The 14,121-nt window shown below is 59.2% G+C and carries 11 protein-coding genes; 6 read left to right on the top strand and 5 right to left on the bottom strand.

Annotated features, from left to right (window positions below):
- Positions 1 to 8 precede the first annotated feature (8 nt).
- A complete protein-coding gene (locus A3EC_RS0110455; RefSeq protein WP_245532987.1) occupies positions 9 to 2,132 on the top strand; it encodes an acyl-CoA dehydrogenase family protein in 2,124 nt (707 codons plus the stop codon).
- A gap of 4 nt (positions 2,133 to 2,136) precedes the next feature.
- Here A3EC_RS0110455 and A3EC_RS0110460 read toward each other — a convergent pair whose 3' ends face one another.
- Positions 2,137 to 2,733 carry an HPP family protein gene (locus A3EC_RS0110460; RefSeq protein ID WP_018025139.1) on the bottom strand — a complete coding sequence of 199 codons (597 nt, stop codon included), beginning with the start codon at positions 2,731 to 2,733 and terminating at the stop codon, positions 2,137 to 2,139.
- Between the two features lie 59 nt (positions 2,734 to 2,792).
- The gene (locus tag A3EC_RS0110465; RefSeq protein ID WP_018025140.1) at positions 2,793 to 3,992 is read right to left on the bottom strand and encodes an ROK family transcriptional regulator; all 1,200 of its coding nucleotides are present in this window, start codon (positions 3,990 to 3,992) and stop codon (positions 2,793 to 2,795) included.
- A 93-nt stretch (positions 3,993 to 4,085) separates the two neighbouring features.
- Between A3EC_RS0110465 and A3EC_RS0110470 the strand changes: the two genes are divergently transcribed.
- Both A3EC_RS0110470 and A3EC_RS0110475 read left to right on the top strand, forming a co-directional pair.
- Complete coding sequence (locus A3EC_RS0110470) at positions 4,086 to 4,406, top strand: RNA-binding S4 domain-containing protein (RefSeq protein ID WP_018025141.1); 321 nt, start codon at positions 4,086 to 4,088, stop codon at positions 4,404 to 4,406.
- Complete coding sequence (locus A3EC_RS0110475) at positions 4,406 to 5,260, top strand: VOC family protein (protein ID WP_018025142.1); 855 nt, start codon at positions 4,406 to 4,408, stop codon at positions 5,258 to 5,260. Before A3EC_RS0110470 ends, A3EC_RS0110475 begins: the two co-directional genes overlap by 1 nt.
- 4 nt (positions 5,261 to 5,264) lie before the next feature.
- Here A3EC_RS0110475 and A3EC_RS0110480 read toward each other — a convergent pair whose 3' ends face one another.
- Positions 5,265 to 5,642: a hypothetical protein gene (locus A3EC_RS0110480; RefSeq protein ID WP_018025143.1), complete on the bottom strand. Its 378-nt coding sequence runs from the start codon at positions 5,640 to 5,642 to the stop codon at positions 5,265 to 5,267.
- Positions 5,643 to 5,834: 192 nt separating this feature from the next.
- Here A3EC_RS0110480 and A3EC_RS0110485 point away from each other — a divergent pair, with 192 nt between their 5' ends.
- On the top strand, positions 5,835 to 7,001 hold the full coding sequence (locus A3EC_RS0110485) for a nucleotide sugar dehydrogenase (protein WP_018025144.1): 1,167 nt from the start codon (positions 5,835 to 5,837) through the stop codon (positions 6,999 to 7,001).
- Here A3EC_RS0110485 and A3EC_RS0110490 read toward each other — a convergent pair whose 3' ends face one another.
- On the bottom strand, positions 7,002 to 8,972 hold the full coding sequence (locus A3EC_RS0110490) for a M13 family metallopeptidase (RefSeq protein ID WP_018025145.1): 1,971 nt from the start codon (positions 8,970 to 8,972) through the stop codon (positions 7,002 to 7,004).
- A 42-nt stretch (positions 8,973 to 9,014) separates the two neighbouring features.
- Here A3EC_RS0110490 and A3EC_RS0110495 point away from each other — a divergent pair, with 42 nt between their 5' ends.
- Positions 9,015 to 9,650 (top strand): hypothetical protein, encoded by a 636-nt coding sequence (locus tag A3EC_RS0110495; protein ID WP_018025146.1) that lies wholly within the window; start codon positions 9,015 to 9,017, stop codon positions 9,648 to 9,650.
- Entirely contained in the window at positions 9,650 to 10,603 is a 954-nt protein-coding gene (locus tag A3EC_RS12610; protein WP_018025147.1) for a PrsW family intramembrane metalloprotease, read from the top strand. Before A3EC_RS0110495 ends, A3EC_RS12610 begins: the two co-directional genes overlap by 1 nt.
- 89 nt (positions 10,604 to 10,692) lie before the next feature.
- On the opposite strand, the gene A3EC_RS0110505 is transcribed toward A3EC_RS12610, so the two are convergent.
- A complete protein-coding gene (locus A3EC_RS0110505) occupies positions 10,693 to 14,091 on the bottom strand; it encodes an arabinosyltransferase domain-containing protein (RefSeq protein ID WP_018025148.1) in 3,399 nt (1,132 codons plus the stop codon).
- Between the last annotated feature and the right edge of the window lie 30 nt (positions 14,092 to 14,121).

The raw sequence follows: 14,121 nt of genomic DNA on the forward strand, positions 1-14,121 counted from the left end.
ATGCCGGTATGACTAAAAATAGAGTGACGCAAGACACAATGGATAACGATGTTAAGCTGACTCTCACTCAACCGGACGCTGCGGCCACCCCGGGTCCCGACCCGCTAGCGCCACCGACGCTGCCGACGGAAATGACCGCCGAGCAGCGCGACGACGTCGCCACCACCATCCGTGACCTCCTCGACGGCCGCTGGAAAGACACCCGCGCCGAGATGCGCGCGTTCCTCGATGACCCGCGCTTTCGTCCAGACCACACCAAAACCATCGAGCAAGCTCGCGCCGATATCCTGCCTATGCTGCAGCTCCTGGCAGATTCCGGCATGCCCCGCGGCTCCTTCTCCACCGCAGCAGGCGGCACCGGCGATGCTGGCAGCACCCTGACTGCCTTCGAAATGCTTGGCCACGGCGACCTGTCTGTCATGGTGAAATCCGGTGTGCAATGGGGGCTTTTCGGCGGCGCCATCGACAACCTCGGCACCGACCGCCACATGGAACACGCCCGCCAGGCAATGGAACTGGAACTGCTCGGCTGCTTCGCCATGACCGAACGCGGTCACGGCTCTGACGTGCAGAACCTGCTCACCACCATGACCTACGACGCTGATGCTGAAGAGTTCGTGGTGCACTCACCATCGCTAGCTGCCCAGAAAACGTACATTGGCAACGCCGCGAAAGACGGCACCATGGCCGCAGTCTTCGCGCAGCTGTACACCCCCGGGGAAGAAGAATCACATGGGGTGCACTGCATTTTGGTGCCAATCCGTGACGATGCCGGCAACCCGATGCCGGGCGTGACCATCGGCGACCACGGCCATAAGGGTGGCCTGCCGGGTGTCGACAATGGCACCCTCATGTTTGACCACGTCCGAGTGCCACGGGAAAACCTGCTCAACCGCTTCGGTGACGTTGCCGCCGATGGCAGCTACAGCTCGCCAATTGAGAGCAAAAACCGTCGCTTCTTCACCATGCTGAGCACGCTGGTCCGCGGCCGGATTAGCGTTGGCGCTGCTGCTGGAGCTGCCACCAGAACGTCATTAAGCATTGCTATCCGCTACGCCAACCGACGCCGCCAATTTGAAGGCATGCCGGGGAACGAAAAATACCTTATGCAACACCGCACCCACCGGCTGCGGCTGCTGGTGCCGCTGGCCCGCAGCTATGCGCTGGCGCTGGCGCAGAACCAGGTGGTGGCGGATATTCACGACCACACGCAGCAGATTGCCGACGGTTCGTGGGATATTTCGAAGCCAACTGAAGACCAGGACATGAAACAGCGGCAGCTCGAAGCGATGGCTGCGGCGGTGAAAGTTGCTGGTAGCGCCCATGCCACGACCACGATTCAGCAGTGCCGTGAGGCGTGTGGCGGCGCCGGGTATATGGAAGAAAACCTGCTGACTAACCACAAAGAAAACACCGATGTGTTCACCACGTTTGAAGGCGACAATACGGTGCTGCTGCAGTTGGTGGCGAAGGAAAACCTCACTGTGTTCGCCCGCGGGGTTGGGGGTCTGCAGCCGCTGGATATGCTGCGGTTTGGTTTCGAAAACGTCGGTGATGTGCTGCGGCGCCGCATTGGTGTCGGTGCGCAGGTACAGAACCTGGTCGACAGCGTTTCCGACCGCGATATTAAGGACCTTTTCCACCCTGGCTACCAGGTGAAGCTGCTGGAAGCACGGCAGGATTCGCTGGTGAAGTCGCTGGCAAACCGCCTGCGGGTGGCGAAGAAAGCGCAGAAAACGAAGCCGGACGAGGCTGTGAGAATTGTTGACCGTACCCAAGACCACATGGTGGCGCTGGCGTGGGCAAGCATTGACGTGCTGCTGCTCAGTAGCATCATTGCGGCGGAGGACACCCTGGAAGATGGCATGGCAAAGCGGGTGTTTGAGCAGGTCCGGCAGGTACTGGCACTGTCCATCATCACCGAGCACGGCAGCTGGTTCCAGGAACAAAACATGCTCGGTGGTACCCGCATCAAATCCGCCCGCGCCGCCGTCAATGACCTCGTCGACTCCCTCGCGCCGTGGTCCGATGTGCTTGTTGACGCTTTCGGGGTTCCAGACGCCCTGACGGACGTGCCTATGCTGCGCGACGCCGGAGTTGGGGAGCCAGGTGTGTACCGGATTGTGAAGTAGCCAGCTACCACCAGTACACGGGGTAATGAGTGTGCAGCGCCTTGTGCCACAGCCAGCCCATGGCAATCAGCACCAGTGAGGCGAACAGCAACATCACCATAAACGTTGCTGGCTCCTCTGGACCAGTCAGGCATGCCACCAATGCGGTGGCCACACCTGGTGTGTGGGCCGCTCGGAACAGCAACATGGCACCGAAAGCCAGGCCTGCGGCGACTGCAGCGGCCACGGGATGTGCGCCGAACATCAAGCCCAATGCTAAGCCGATTACCGCTGAGACGGTGTGACCAAGGATCACGTTGCGTGGCTGGCCCAAGGGCGTATCGGGTGCGCCGAGAATCAATCCAGTGGATGCCGCTAGCGACGGCAGCAATAGGGGATACTCGGCAAAAAGACCAATTCCAGTGACGGCGAGTAAACAAGTGGTCACGGCCAAAGTCATAACAAGGGTGCTTTTGACGGGCGGTCGAGGTGGAGCATGGGATTCCAGCCGTTTCAGGCCACTGTCACGTTTGCGTGGCTCCTGCGAATGGTGCCCATGTAGTGTGAAATCGAATTCATCTGCGTGTTCCGCAGAGTGTTTATTGTGCGACTGTTCGGACACGTCGAATTGCCGCCTTTCCCTCCGCTCCCAACCAGGTCACTACCAGTGTGACTCCATTACTAGAGCGGCTGCAAACCGGCCACCATCAGCGGGTCGGAATATAGGGCATCCATTGCCACGGCTCGACATGCCTCTAAAGTGACACCGCCATGGGTTTGCGACACTCGCAAATCGCGGTGCACAATCGACCCGAGTTCCACCGTTCGCGCGACCATATGCAGGCCCGCTGGGTCCTGGGTAAAGGCTTTACCAGCCAAAACTACATGGTGTGGGTCGACAATATCGGCCGCCTGGACAATAGCTTCGCCGAGCACTCGGGCCCGTTCATTGAGGATTTCCCGGGCTACAGGATTTGATGCACCCAACTTGACCAAGTGGGTAATTTTCTCCACGGTGATGCCAGCCCGTCGCGCCGCCGCCAACACCGCGGTTTCTCCGGCGGTTTCCTGCAGCGAAGTGTGCTTTGGACTGCCGAGCAAATCTGACTTTGCGGCCTCCAGGTGACCAATGGAACCGTCGCCGCCGACCGGCAGATGCACCGCACCAGAAATAATCAGAGCCACACCAATTTGTTCGCGGCCGTAGAAGTACAGCGCCGCAGTTTCATCATGGTTGTGACCTGGTTTTAGCGGGGTGGCGAATAGCTCCGATGCCGCCATCGCGGCGACGTTTGGGGCAATGGTCGCGGGCACCCCCAATTCGTCATTAAGTATCTTTTCCACTGGTACCGCAATCCAGTCGAATAGCTGGGAGTCAACTACAACGCCGTCGTCGGTTTCGCGGCTTTGGCCGGGCAGGGCGATGCCGACGGTGCGCAGTGGCAGCGGCAGGCCGTTACGCAGCAGATGCACTCGGGCGATGAGCTTTTCTAGGACATCTTGTGGGTCAGCGCCGCGGACTTTAATTTCGAGTGAAACTTCGCGGATGATGCGGCCGTGGGTGTCGACCAGCGCCACGCGAGAGGTGGTAAGACCAAGATGAATGCCCGCGTGCATCCACGGCGATGGTGCGAGTTCTAGGGGGATGCGTGGCCGGCCTGCGGTACCGGAAACAGCCAAGTCGGTGCGTTCACGGATAAGGCCTGCGGCGATGAGTGCGGTAATTTGCCGGGTGACGGTTGCCTGCGACAGGTTAGTGTCTTCGGCAAGTTCCGGGCGGGTCAGGTTTTCCCGGATTCGCAGCTGGTGCAGGCAACGCGCGGCCGGTTGGACGGGCGTGCTGAACGAAGGCTTCGCATTGAAGTCAGTGCTGCTGTACATAACTAATAAATATCCAACGGACAGAATAGAGTGTCAAACGACCGCGCCGGTCAGCGTGTCGGGCTGGCGGCCGTGCAACGTAGGATGGCAGCCATGGAAGCATTCGATGTCTCGATTCGCGATGAGCAGATTCGCCTTGGGCAGTTTATTAAACTGGCCAACTTGGTCGAATCCGGTGGCATGGGCAAGGAGCTCATTGCCGAGGGCGCCGTGTCGGTCAATGGCACGCCGGATACTCGCCGGGGCCGCCGCCTGAACCACGGTGATGTGGTGACGGTTGCTGGTACTAGCGCCCGCGTGGTGTCCACCGCCAGCGCTGACACTGGTGATGGCGCCGACGGCGACGATGATGACTTCTTTGACGAAGCCACCGCGAATGATGACTTCGATCCCGAAAAGTGGAGGAATATGTAATGCCCGCAATTCTCGCCGAATCCGGCATGCCGTACTGGATGGACCTGTCCACCACGCAGCCCCGCGCCGCCATCAAGTTCTACAAGGCACTGCTCGGCTGGCAGGTCAACACACAGGTGCCGGGCTTTAGGCAGGCCACCAAGGATGGGCTTCCAGTGGCCGGCATTGTGGACCTTCCGCTTAGTGACGGACAGGAGCCAGCGGGCCGCGATGAGAAAGCGCAATGGCAGCTGCTCTTTTGTTCCGATGATGTGCAGCGCGATTACGCCAAGGCTCTGGAACTGGGCGCAACTGGGCTGACCGAACCAACGGATGTGGGGCAGCGTGGCACCATGGCGCTATTTGTTGATCCGGCTGGTGCGAAAGTTGGCCTGTTGCAGCCGGTTGGTGAGGCGTTTTTCGGTGCTGGTGAACCAGGCGTGCCAGTGTGGTTCGAGCTGACTGCCAACCGCAACTACACCGAGGTCATTGACTTCTACCATGAGCTTTTCGAGTGGACAATTGCCACCATGTCGCAGACCGATGAGTTCACTTACTCCACCGCGATGCATATGGGCGCACCGTTTGCTGGCCTGTGGAAAGCCGACGGTGCTGGGGTCGACCAGGATGAAGCGGCGGAAACCCAGTCGTTCTGGGCGGTGTACCTCGGCGTAGAAAACCTCGACCAGGCAGTCGCACAAGTGCCAGAGCTCGGTGGGACAGTGGTGCGAGAACCATGGGATAGCGAATTTGGCCGGATGTGCATTGTCACTGACCCGACCGGCGCGCTAGTGACCCTGACTGAAGTGGAACCATTCGTGGAAACGGAACCGATCCGCGAATCTGATTCCGTCTTCGGTGCTGAGTTCATGTAGGCGTTTAGGACGCGGCGAGTTGTTGGGCGCGCTGGTGGGATACCCCTAGGAGCTCGCCGACGTCACGGAAAGAAAGCCCTTTCTGGTGCAGTGATCGAGCGGTGCGACGCATTAGTGCCATCGCTTCTTCTTGTTCCGCCTTGGCTTGTTCCATCCTCTCTCGGGCCAATCGTGCTTGGGATTCGATATCACCCAACACTCGGACAATGATTTCTGCTTGATCAGGGTCTGTTTCCAATTCGGGAAAGAGCTTTAATGCATCTCGAACCATCTTTGGAATTTGGTCCAGACGTCGAGTTTGCGTATATAGCCCAGGCTCTTCCACGAGGTGGACGCCCCACCAGCCCTCAGAACGTTCTGCTGCAGCTGTGTATGTAGACATTTTTACTGAACCTTGAGCAGGTCTCTATGCTTTGTCACACTCAAAGTCTATCCATGTAGACAAGTGGTGTCTATGCCTTAAGACTTAAAACTGGAGGTCATTTTTCGTTCGACATGCCACTTTTCGCTGGGTCGGTAAGATTTGGGCATTAGGCAAAACTCGCTACCAACCCTGGAAAGGCATCCGAAGCGCATGAAAATTGTCGTTGTCGGCCTTGGCTACGTCGGACTTGCATCTGCAGTCCTCTTCGCGCAGCGTCACACGGTCACCGCTGTAGATATTGACCAGAATCGTGTTGACCTGGTCAACTCCAAGCGCTCGCCCATCCAGGACACCGAGATCGAGCAGTTCCTCGCCGAAAAGGACCTCGATCTGACGGCCACCACTGACCTGGCGGCAGCCCTGGCGGGCGCAAAGTTCGCGGTGATTGCGACCCCAACGAACTACGACGAAGAGACCAACTACTTCGACACCAGCACCGTCGAGGCAGTTCTGGCTGAAATCGCAGCACACGCCCCGGAAGTTGCAGTTGTCATCAAGTCGACTGTCCCTGTCGGCTACACCGGCGAGACTTCCCAAAAGTTCCCTGGCCTGACCATCCTATTCAGCCCAGAGTTCCTCCGCGAAGGCCGCGCGCTGCACGATAACTTGCACCCGAGCCGAATCATTGTGTCCGGCCCGCAGGAGTTGGCGACCGAGTTTGGTGGGTTGCTGAAGGAAGCGTCGCTTGATGACGACACCCAGGTACTGATTACCGGAAGCACCGAGGCTGAGGCGATTAAACTCTTCTCAAACACGTACTTGGCACTACGCGTGTCCTTCTTCAATGAGCTGGACACTTTCGCCATGCAGCGCGGACTGAACACCCGCGAAATTATTGACGGTGTGTCGCTAGATCCGCGGATTGGCGACCACTACAACAACCCAAGCTTTGGTTACGGCGGCTACTGCCTGCCGAAAGACTCCAAGCAGCTGCTGGCAAACTACGAGAAAATCCCGCAGTCCATCATGGGCGCCGTTGTCGAATCCAATGAGCGTCGCATGGATGTTATTGCAAAGGATGTGCTGCGCCGTCAGCCGAAGGTCATCGGTGTGTACCGCCTGGCTATGAAATCCGGGTCAGATAACTTCCGCTCTTCCTCCATCCAAGGGGTGATGGCACGTCTGCGAGCCACCGGCGCCGAAATGATTATTTACGAACCGCTGCTGGACGGTGAGGAATTCCTCCGGGACCGTGTGGTGAAGGACCTTGAAGAGTTCAAGGCGGAAGCTGACCTGATTCTGTGCAACCGCGCCACCGATGAGCTTGCCGACGTGTCCGACAAGCTCTACTCCCGTGATGTGTTCGGCGTGAACTAACTACCAGATGACCACACGGTCTTCTGGTGCCAGCCACATCCCGTCGCCTTCGGCAACATCGAAAGCCTCATAAAACTCAGCCACATTCGATGCCACAACATTGCAGCGGAATTCCGCTGGCGAGTGCGGGTCAATCGACAGGTACTGCAGCGCCATTTCTGGGCGAATTGTTGTACGCCACACCCGCGCCCACGACAGGAAGAATCGCTGCAGTCCATTGGTTGGCCCGAAGCCAGGCTCGTCAATGATCTTCGTGTCCGCGAAAGTCTTACCGTTCGCCGCGAGCCAACGTCGATAAGCAACCACGGCAATGCCGAGCCCGCCGAGGTCACCAATGTTTTCACCCAAGGTGAACTTGCCGTTGACACCATCGGTGCGGTCCTGCGCCGCAAGTACCGCGGGCACCAGACCTTCGTATTGCGCGACCAAACCATCGGTGAGCTCGGTAAACGCCTTACGGTCTTCCTCCGACCACCAGTCGTTCAGGTTGCCGGCACCGTCATAGTGGGAACCCTGGTCATCGAAACCATGCCCAATTTCGTGGCCAATGACCGCGCCAATCGCGCCGAAATTCCACGCCATGTCCGCGTTCGGGTCGAAGAATGGGTACTGCAGAATGGCCGCTGGGAAAGTGATGTCATTGACGGTCGGGTTGTAGAACGCGTTGACGGTCTGCGGGGTGGCGAACCACTCATCACGGTCAGTGGGCTTGCCCAGCTTGCGCACCTGACGGTCATGCTCAAAAGCGTTGCCAGCCCGGACATTTGCCAACAAATCGTCGCTAAGCTGCAAAGTGGAGTAGTCAATCCACTTATCCGGGTAACCGATTTTCGCCCGGAACTGGCCCAGCTTCTCCAGCGCGCGGCCACGGGTCTCATCCGTCATCCACGGCAGCTTCGTGATGCGCTCGCGGTAGGCATCAATCAGGTAGCTGACCAGCTCATCAATCTGCGACTTCGCTTCCGGCGGGAAGTGCCGCTCCACATACGCCTGCCCAATGTCCTGACCAATCAGGCCCTCGCACAGCGCCACGGCGCGCTTCCACCGCGGCTTCAGCTCCTCCTGGCCGGACAGCACCTTGCCATTGAACGCGAAATTCTCCTGCACAAACACATCCGGCAAGTAGGCGGCGCGCGCCTGCAGCACCCGCCACAGCGCCCACAGTCGCCAATCGTCCATCGGCACGTCTTGCACCAGCTGCGCGAAATGCTGCAGGAAGGACGGCTGCATCACGACAATGCGCTCAGTAGCGACACCGGCGGCCGCCAGCCAACCAGCCCAATCAAAACCATCCGGCAGGTCCGCGACATCGGTCGGGTTGTAGGTGCGCATCGCATCGCGGCTAGCCACCACATCCCAGTGGCCGTGTGCTAGCTTCGTCTCCAACGCCACAATCCGCTGCGCCGCATCACCAACATCGGTGCCCAGCGCGAACATGTTCTCGCCGCCAGCCGCAAGAAAATGGGTGAGCATCCGGCGCACATGCGACCGGTACTTCTGCACGGTTTCCGCATGCGCTTCCTCGCGGTAGTACGCCTCATCGGGCAGCCCAAGACCGCTTTGCAGCAGGTAGAGCGTCTCTAGCTCACTGTCTGATGCCTTCGTAATGTAGTACGCCGCCGCGCCAGACACCCCGACGCGGTCCAACCGACCAAGCACCTCCGCGAAACTGTCCGCATTAAGGTCACTGAGCGCCTGAACATCGTCAATAAGCACATTGATTCCAGCGGCCTCAATGCGGTCGGTGTCCATGAAAGAGCCATAGAGCTTGCCGACGCGGGTCTCTGGGCCCGCCGATTCGATGAGTTTGCGGACCGCCAGTTCGGCAGCATCGCGCAGGGCATAAAACGCACCATCGACGGCGCGGTCAGCAGGAATGCGGTGGGTGGCAATCCAGCGGCCATTCACGGCGCGAAAGAGGTCATCCTTGGCGGCGGGTTGATTCAGGGCTGCAGCTAACGAGGAAGTCATACCAAACAGCCTAGTGACGGAAACGTAAGTATTGTCGTGGCTATGCAAATACAACAACCTAGCAAGGCCAAGAAATCGCCGTGGCCAGCTTTTTTGCTGACTGTTGCGGTGGCCGTAGCGATGCTGCTGGGGCCAAACGCACTGCAAAATGCGCTGGGTGTGAACACCGAAGAACCGAAATCTGACAAAAGTTCCGTCGCGGTGCTCGGTGGCATCGCGGCGGGATGGACTGTTTCCGTTGACCTCGGCGACGCCGGCTATGAGTGCTACACCCAGCTCGGCGAAGTACTGCAAGACCGCCGAGTGCACTGCGCCGGTGGGAAACCGACCGAAAAATGGAGCTTTTTGACGGATTGGCGCGAAGGCTTTGACGAGCAGGACAACGAACTTGTGCTGCGACGGACATTGCGGGCGCTGACCCACAACAATGCCTATGACGATGTTGAATTTGAGCAGCGGGATGTACCCGGCGATGACCGACTGAAGGTACTGGTCAGCGAAGTTATTCCATCGGCTGGCGGGTTCGGGATGGAATCAGAAGACACCGTGGTGATGGGCTTTATCCGCACTGACAAGCCCGGCTCCGTGGTCACCGCGACGCTGCAGTCCGGTGATCCGATGGACCTGAACTCGCACGAGAGTTTGCTGATTGCTAACGCGCGACTGGAGGAGGACTAATGCAGACCGAAGTAGTGCAGGCCGAGCTAGTGCAAGAGCGGCAACCAAATAAGCTATTTCTGCTGCTGTTTTGGCTGATGACGGTCATTGGAACAGTTGTAGCGCTGGTCCTGATTGGCATGGAAGTGCCAACAATTCTCCCCGTTGTTGCGATGGGCGTGGCGCTGGCCGCACTGATTTGTGGAGTAGTGCTCTGGCTGATGGCCCGAACCCGGCTGTGGCCAGACAAGAAAGCCAAAGCAGTGTGGCTTGCGCTGGCGGGAATGGCGTGGGGTTCCGGCGGAACAATGGTGATTTTGCTGCCATCAGCAACCGCGTGGCAAGCGATTATGGAATGGGCGGACATAACGCCGCTGGTGTACAGCTTCGCGGGAGCGTGGCCGGAAGAAACCGCGAAAGCCCTCGGCGTAATCGTCATTATGCTGGCATTCCCACAGATCTGGAATCGGCCATGGCATGGGCTGCTGTTGGGTACCTCCATTGGCCTGGGGTTCGAAATGCTGGAGAACATTCTCTACGGCGGGATGGGCGGCTACACGCACGCAACTTCTGACATTTATGGCGGCGCGCAAATGTGGGGACTGCGCATGCTGCTCGGCCCAGGGATGCACGCCATGTGGACCGGGATTGTTGGCGCCCTCTTTGGGTATGCGCTGCTAGCTTCTACCAACCGCGGCCAAATGTTCGGCCGGATTGCACTGGGCTGGCTGATCGGGTTCGGGCTGCACTTTGCCTGGAATATTCAGTGGCCGGTGGAACCGGACAGCTACGTGCACATCGCCTGGCCGCTGACTGTGTATGTGCCAACGCTGGCACTGTATGTGCTGGCTTGGCGCCGGGCTCTGCGTGATGCGCGAGCTATGGATACAGCGGCAGAGGACAACGTCATTGCTGAGGCGGACCACGCAGAATTTGTGGGCGCACCAGGCTGGGGACAGCAACCAAACCAGTAGCTCAGAGACGAAAGCGGCGGCAGACCAATCAGGTCCACCGCCGCTTTTTCGTACCCCTATCAGGCAGCTAGTTGCTCACCGGTGAGCTCCTATTCTTCGTAGACGCGCATGGTGCCTGGCGTCCACAGACCCGAGCGGGTTTCTTGGCGCTCATCCAGCTTCGCCGGAGTTGCCTCATCGCCTTCGGCATCGGTGCGTGGCACCAGACGCTCAATCGAACCCCAGTCACGAGCCCAGTCGTGCTCCAAGTAGCTCGGGATTGCCACACCATAGGTGTTCGCCTCGATGTAGCCGAGCGGACCGCCGGACTTCCGCGACTGCCAGGTATCGGTCGACGACACCTTCAGTTCTCGGTCCGGTGCAATTCGGAACTTCGGAATTTCAGCAACACCACCAAAGTGAGTAAATGGTCGCTGGCAAGGGAACTGGAAGCTCACAGCCCAGTCCAGCAGCGTTGGCTCATCCGAGCCAACAAACTCATTGAGGGACTGCATTTCCGGCACTCGTGGCGGGGTGTACGCCAACCACTGATCCTGGTTCAGGTCTGCGTCTTCCACACGGATCCGCACCACGTCCACGTCCTCTGGGATGGCATCCATCGGAATACGCAGGTTACGCCAGGACGGCTTCGGACCAATGTCCATCGGCTCGTAGAAACCAGTGATTTGGTAGCCACCAGTTTCGGCGGCTTCTGGCGAATCGGACTTCTTGCCGTACTCCACCACCAGCTTCTGGCCGTACTGCTCCACACCGTTAATGTCGTGGTAATTGATCCGGCCAGCCGCAGAAATCACCATCAGTGGTGAGTCTTCCTTACGCTCCGGCATTTCAAACCACTCGGAGTTACCTGCTGCATAACGCTGGTCGGAGGCGAAGAATGTACCCATCACTGGCACCTTCTTCGGATCCAAACCAAACGGCAACGCAGCGTAGGAACCATTGACACCAGGTTCGCTCAAGCGGCCACCCTGGGTACCGGAAGAACCACCGGTCGCAATCTTCGGGCCACCGAAGTTCTGATTCTCGGTGTTCGCCTGGCCAGGCTTAATGCCCACACCTTCGGCCCATAGGGTCGAGGAAATATTATTCGGACCCAAGTTGCGGGCACCGTCAGTTGCCAACGAATCCTTCAGCTCACCCTGCACTGGCTTCAGGAAGCCTTCGTTGACATCCTTTTCCACCAGCACCGACTCTGCCTGCTGGCAGATATTGCCGGTGGCTGCCCGCAAGTTGCCCAGACCCACGGAGTAGGCAGGGTACTGCGACACCACGGCCTTGGTCAGCGACAGCACCGAGAACAGCACCACGGCACCGGCAAACAATGCGATTGGTGCGGAGCTAATCGCGGCGATACGACGTTGCACATTTGGCGAGCGCTTAGCACGCTTCTCGCCGCGGACATCCGTCACAAAGCTCTGAATAGCGCCGGCAAACAGCACCAGGAGGGACACACCAATGAGGACGTTGCCTGCTTCAATGCCCTTGAGCTGAATGGTCTTGTCGAACCATGGCACACCGTAGGAGGAGACGTACCACCAGCCGTTAATGCCCATAAGGCAGAAGCTGAACAGTGCGAGCAGCCCGCCGAAAATGAAAGTGCGGGTGCGCGACGAACGTAGCGATTCCGCAGCCACTGCCATCGCCGCAACCGCAGCAATGGCCGCAGCAATGCCGGCGTAAACACCGAAGTGGTGCGTCCACTTCGTTGGGGTGAACAGCATGAAGAACATGGTGCCGAACACCACGAAAATCAGGCGCGATGCTGGACCGGCAGCGGTGCCGGGCACGCGGCCGTTCCGCAGAATTGACATCAGCACAATGGCGACGCAGGCGAACATGAACAACACTGCGAACCGGCGGGTGAAGGAACCGTCCACACTTGGCTGCACCAGCCAGTAGTAGCGCAGCGGTTCTTCGTACCAGCTCAGCGACGGGCCAATCAGGCCGCGCACTCGAATCGATTCGAGCACGGTGCGCAGTGTCTGGTCGCCGAACACGGCAATCAAGATTGCAGTACCAGCAGGCAAGAATGGCATGACCTGCGCGGCCACCAAACGAGTATTTGTCGCGGTGCCGGTACTCTCGCCGCCACCGAAGTGTGCCAAGCGGCGAACGACAATCTGAATCAGACCGGACAGGCCAGCGACCAACGCCGCAATTGCCATCAGGCCGGTTGGGCCGGCGCCTAGGGAAATCGTCGCGAAGATCACGGCCAGTGCGGCAGGGAGCAGACGGCCAGTGGCTAGGGCGCGTTCAATCGACACCCACGTCAGCAGGGCGCCGAGCGCAATGACTGGTTCCGGACGCAGACCGTTGTTGTACGGCAGCCAGAACGCCAGCATGATGAACGCTGCAGTCCAGTACGGCACCTTGCGCTGGCCGATGTCGCGGCCAAGGCGCGGAATGACTTCCCGCGACAGCAGGAACCACACCAAAATGCCGGCAATCAGCGCAGGAAGGCGCATGAATAGCGACGAGGTGGAAATGTACGTCATCCAGCCCAGCAGGTCGTAGTATGGCGCACCAAATGGTGACTCTGGCACACCGAACCAGCGGTAGTAGTTCGCCATGTAGCCGGATTCGTGCGATGCCCGCGCCATGCCGAGCAGGTAGCCGTCGTCGGAAGTGTTCGCACCGATGAAGTGCCACACCGCCAAAATGCCGACAACCACAGCGTCGAGCAGCGACACCTTGAACCAGTTGTGTGGCAGGAATCGGCGAGCCTTACGACCATCGAGAAGGTCGAGGCGGTGCAGCGCCCACAGGGACACCAGCACCATCAGCAGACCCAGCCAGATGGCGATGTACTTAATCACCGTCGGGGAGGAGGTGTAGCGCGAGTCAATCTCAACCTGCACATTCAGGCCGTCCGCAATCGCGCTGTCGGCCTTATCTTTCGGTAGGTCAGTGAAAATACCGGTGAGGGTTGGGCGGACATCTTCGTCGCTGCCGCCAGCTAGCGGCTGCCCATCTTTATTCGTCGCCCCAGCAACTTCCGCGCGGGTGCCATCAACATCCGAGTGCACAGTCAGCACTGCGTCATCGGGCAGGCCTTTGGCGGTGTCGGAGTCAATGTCGAGGATGACTTTGCCGCGGCTAAGCACGGTCACGCCCTCGTCGAGCGAGCGCACCAGCAGACCGTTTTCCGCTGGATCTTCCGAGTCATCCGGCAACGAACTGAGCAGCGTGAACTGGCCGTCCGGCAGCTCCTTCGCCAGCGCCAGCGGCACAGTAGCGTCAAACTCCTGTGGCGCGTAGGCGGTCAGCGGCGCGGACACGTCATTCAGCTTGCCGTCCTGCGGCCAGGTGAAGGAAGTCTGCGTCTGGTTGATCGGCAGGATGGGCAACAGGATGAAGCACAAAAACCCGACGAGTCCAGAGACGATCGCCGTGGTGGTGAGCCAACGCGGCGGCTTCGTGACAGTGAAATGTCGCGGCGCCGGTGGCTGGTCATCCTTAGTCTGGAGATTCTGAGTTGGTGCTGACACAAAGTAAGAGTCTAGAGCACTTGGCACTAA

The organism is Corynebacterium ulceribovis DSM 45146 (assembly GCF_000372445.1).
Classification (GTDB): Bacteria; Actinomycetota; Actinomycetes; order Mycobacteriales; family Mycobacteriaceae; genus Corynebacterium; species Corynebacterium ulceribovis.

What these genes read in the sequence shown, in the direction of transcription:
- A3EC_RS0110455 (WP_245532987.1), top strand. Translation starts at nt 9, where the DNA reads ATGACTAAAAATAGAGTGACGCAAGACACAATGGATAACGATGTTAAG.
- A3EC_RS0110465 (WP_018025140.1), bottom strand. Translation starts at nt 3,992, where the DNA reads ATGTACAGCAGCACTGACTTCAATGCGAAGCCTTCGTTCAGCACGCCC.
- A3EC_RS0110470 (WP_018025141.1), top strand. Translation starts at nt 4,086, where the DNA reads ATGGAAGCATTCGATGTCTCGATTCGCGATGAGCAGATTCGCCTTGGG.
- A3EC_RS0110475 (WP_018025142.1), top strand. Translation starts at nt 4,406, where the DNA reads ATGCCCGCAATTCTCGCCGAATCCGGCATGCCGTACTGGATGGACCTG.
- A3EC_RS0110480 (WP_018025143.1), bottom strand. Translation starts at nt 5,642, where the DNA reads ATGTCTACATACACAGCTGCAGCAGAACGTTCTGAGGGCTGGTGGGGC.
- A3EC_RS0110485 (WP_018025144.1), top strand. Translation starts at nt 5,835, where the DNA reads ATGAAAATTGTCGTTGTCGGCCTTGGCTACGTCGGACTTGCATCTGCA.
- A3EC_RS0110490 (WP_018025145.1), bottom strand. Translation starts at nt 8,972, where the DNA reads ATGACTTCCTCGTTAGCTGCAGCCCTGAATCAACCCGCCGCCAAGGAT.
- A3EC_RS0110495 (WP_018025146.1), top strand. Translation starts at nt 9,015, where the DNA reads ATGCAAATACAACAACCTAGCAAGGCCAAGAAATCGCCGTGGCCAGCT.
- A3EC_RS12610 (WP_018025147.1), top strand. Translation starts at nt 9,650, where the DNA reads ATGCAGACCGAAGTAGTGCAGGCCGAGCTAGTGCAAGAGCGGCAACCA.